This is a genomic window from Aeromicrobium sp. (genome assembly GCF_025965075.1).
Lineage (GTDB): Bacteria > Actinomycetota > Actinomycetes > Propionibacteriales > Nocardioidaceae > Aeromicrobium.
Genome location: NZ_JAOPXQ010000097.1, coordinates 1 through 2717 on the forward strand (window position 1 = coordinate 1; position 2717 = coordinate 2717).

At 66.2% G+C, this 2717-nt stretch carries 4 protein-coding genes; all 4 read right to left on the minus strand.

All coding sequences use genetic code 11. The annotated features are described in order from the left end of the window. The coding region (gene rplJ, locus JWQ91_RS06290; protein ID WP_297782009.1) for a 50S ribosomal protein L10 at positions 1-281 on the minus strand (281 nt) is incomplete at its 3' end. A gap of 243 nt (positions 282-524) precedes the next feature. Further along, the gene (locus JWQ91_RS06295) at positions 525-1358 is read right to left on the minus strand and encodes an LppX_LprAFG lipoprotein (RefSeq protein ID WP_297782010.1); all 834 of its coding nucleotides are present in this window, start codon (positions 1356-1358) and stop codon (positions 525-527) included. Positions 1359-1476: 118 nt separating this feature from the next. Continuing rightward, positions 1477-2190, minus strand: a complete 714-nt coding sequence (gene rplA, locus JWQ91_RS06300) for a 50S ribosomal protein L1 (RefSeq protein ID WP_297782011.1) — start codon at positions 2188-2190, stop codon at positions 1477-1479. 85 nt (positions 2191-2275) lie between these two features. Continuing rightward, on the minus strand, positions 2276-2704 hold the full coding sequence (rplK, locus tag JWQ91_RS06305; protein ID WP_297782012.1) for a 50S ribosomal protein L11: 429 nt from the start codon (positions 2702-2704) through the stop codon (positions 2276-2278). Positions 2705-2717 lie beyond the last annotated feature (13 nt).

The following is a 2717-nucleotide window of genomic DNA, read 5'->3' on the forward strand; positions in this document are numbered from 1 at the left end:
CGCAGACTCTTCGCTGCCAGCACCGGATCGCCCTTGATGAAGGCGATCGCGGTCGGACCGGTGAGGAGCTCGGTGTCGAGCTCCACGCCTGCGTCCTTGGCGGCGATCTTGGTCAGCGTGTTCTTGGCGACGGCATAGCTCACGTCTTCACCGAGAGAGCGGCGCAGTTCCTGCAGCTGCTTCACGGTGAGACCGCGGTACTCGGTGAGGACAGCGCCGCTCGACTGACGGAAGTTGTCCGCCAGCTCCGCAACTGCGGCTGTCTTTTCCGCGTTTGCCATGGGTCTCCTTCCAGCACATGGGTCGTACCTAGACTGCGATCCCATGTGCGTACACGGGCCCGACACGAAAAAAGCGTCCCGGGCACAGGGCCACGGGACGCATTTGCTGCATCTGGATCGTGAACCTGCGCGGGCCGCCCTCTTCGGGCGCTTCGGACAGCTCGTGAGAGCTGCCTGCCAGCGGTCTTCGGCTCACCCAGTCTAGGGGACGGGGGCGGGGCGACCAAATCGTCGCCCCGACGGTCAGGAGGCGGATGCCCCCATCTTGCTCAGGTCGAGGTCCGAGAGCTGGCCGGCGGCCGGCGCCTTGACGTCGACGGGCTCGCCCCACTTGCTGTAGGTCGCGGTGACGGTCGAGCCCGCCACGTCGGCCTCGACCCGGCGCAGGAGGTTGTCGGCATCGACGAACATCGTGTACGTCAGGGTCTTCGGGACGTTCGCCTCGGCACCTGCGGGGAGCTCGTCGAACGCCTTGATCTTGGAGGTGTCGAGCACGATCTCGTAGGGCTGGGCCTGCACGCCGTCGATCTTCTTGGCCGCGCCGGACTTCTTGAACGACGTGACGGCGTCCTTGAACTGGGCCAGCTGCCTCGACGGGTCCAGCTGGTCGGTGATCGAGCCGAACTGCTTCGCGATGGGGTTGCTGTCGTCGTCCAGGTCGATCTTGGCGAACTTGTCGCCGGTCATCTTTCCGAGGTTCATGTAGAACGTGTTGTCCACGATGACCATCGCGATCTTTCCCGCTCCGGTGCTGCCCATGTCCATCGTCATCGACATCGCGGTGTCGGCGACCGTCTTGCCGACCTCGACGTCACCCTCGGCCTCGATCTTCTGGCCACCCGAGCCGATCTCCAGCGCCACGTGGCTCGTGCCGGCCTTGCTCTGCGCGTCCGTGATCGCGGTGAAGAAGGTGGCCTGCGTCAGCTCGTCCCCCGCTGTGTCCGCGGCGCTCGACGAGCCCTTGGTCGACGAGGTGGCGGCGGACGACGAGTCGTCGCTGCCACTGCAGGCCGTGGTGCCGAGGGCCAGCACGACGACGGAGGCGACGGCGGCGAGGCGGGAGAGTCGAAGGGTCATGCAGGGATCATAGCCAGGGAGACGTGGTGTCATGACTCGCGCGGTCCCCACGAACGACACCGGCCCCGCCGGGACATCGATGATGTCCGGCGGGGCCGGTGCTACGTGCGGGGTGACGTCAGTCGGCGTCGACCGCGTAGTTCTTGACGCGGGACGGGTCGACCGGGATGCCGGGGCCGTTCGTCGTCGAGACCGTGATCTTCTTGACGTAGCGGCCCTTCGAGCTGGCCGGCTTGAGGCGCAGGATCTCGTCGAGCGCGGAGCCGTAGTTCTCGGCGAGCTGCTCGGCGGAGAACGACGCCTTGCCGATCACGAAGTGCAGGTTGGCGTGACGATCGACGCGGAACTCGATCTTGCCGCCCTTGATGTCGCCCACGGCCTTGGCGACGTCAGGGGTGACGGTGCCGGTCTTGGGGTTGGGCATCAGGTTGCGGGGACCGAGGACACGGCCGAGGCGACCGACCTTGCCCATCATGTCGGGCGTCGCGACGACGGCGTCGAAGTCGAGCCAACCGCCGTTGACCTTGTCGACCAGCTCGTCGGCTCCGACGTGGTCGGCGCCGGCCTCACGGGCGGCGTCGGCGTTGGCGCCGGTGGCGAAGACCAGGACCCGTGCGGTCTTGCCGGTGCCGTGAGGGAGGTTGACGGTGCCGCGCACCATCTGGTCGGCCTTGCGGGGGTCGACACCGAGGCGGATCGAGACGTCCACCGTCGAGTCGTAGTTCTTGCTCCCCGACTCCTTGGCCAGCGTCGTGGCCTGGAGGGGGGTGTAGAGGTTGTCCTTGTCGATCTTGTCGGCGACCTCACGGTACGCCTTGCTGTGCTGTGCCATCTCTGGTCTTCCTTCGTGGTGTGTGAACCAGTCGTGGTCGGTACGGGCCCAGCCGGCCCTGCCACTAGTGGTACGGGGGTTGGAACTAGTCGGTCGTGACGCCCATCGAGCGCGCAGTGCCCTCGACGATCTTCATCGCGGCGTCGATGTCGGTCGCGTTGAGGTCGGGCAGCTTGGTCGTGGCGATCTCACGGATCTGGTCCTTCGAGATCTTGCCGACCTTCTCCTTGTGCGGAACGGGCGAGCCCTTGGCCAGACCGGCGGCCTTCTTGATCAGCTCAGCCGCCGGGGGCGTCTTCGTGATGAAGGAGAACGTACGGTCCTCGTAGATCGTGATCTCGACCGGGACGACGTTTCCACGCATGGCTTCTGTGGCCGCGTTGTAGGCCTTGCAGAACTCCATGATGTTGACGCCGTGGGGGCCGAGCGCGGTACCGACGGGCGGTGCCGGGTTGGCCATACCGGCCTGCAGCTGCACCTTGACGATGGCTGCGACTTTCTTCTTGGGAGGCATTTCTCGGGTCCTT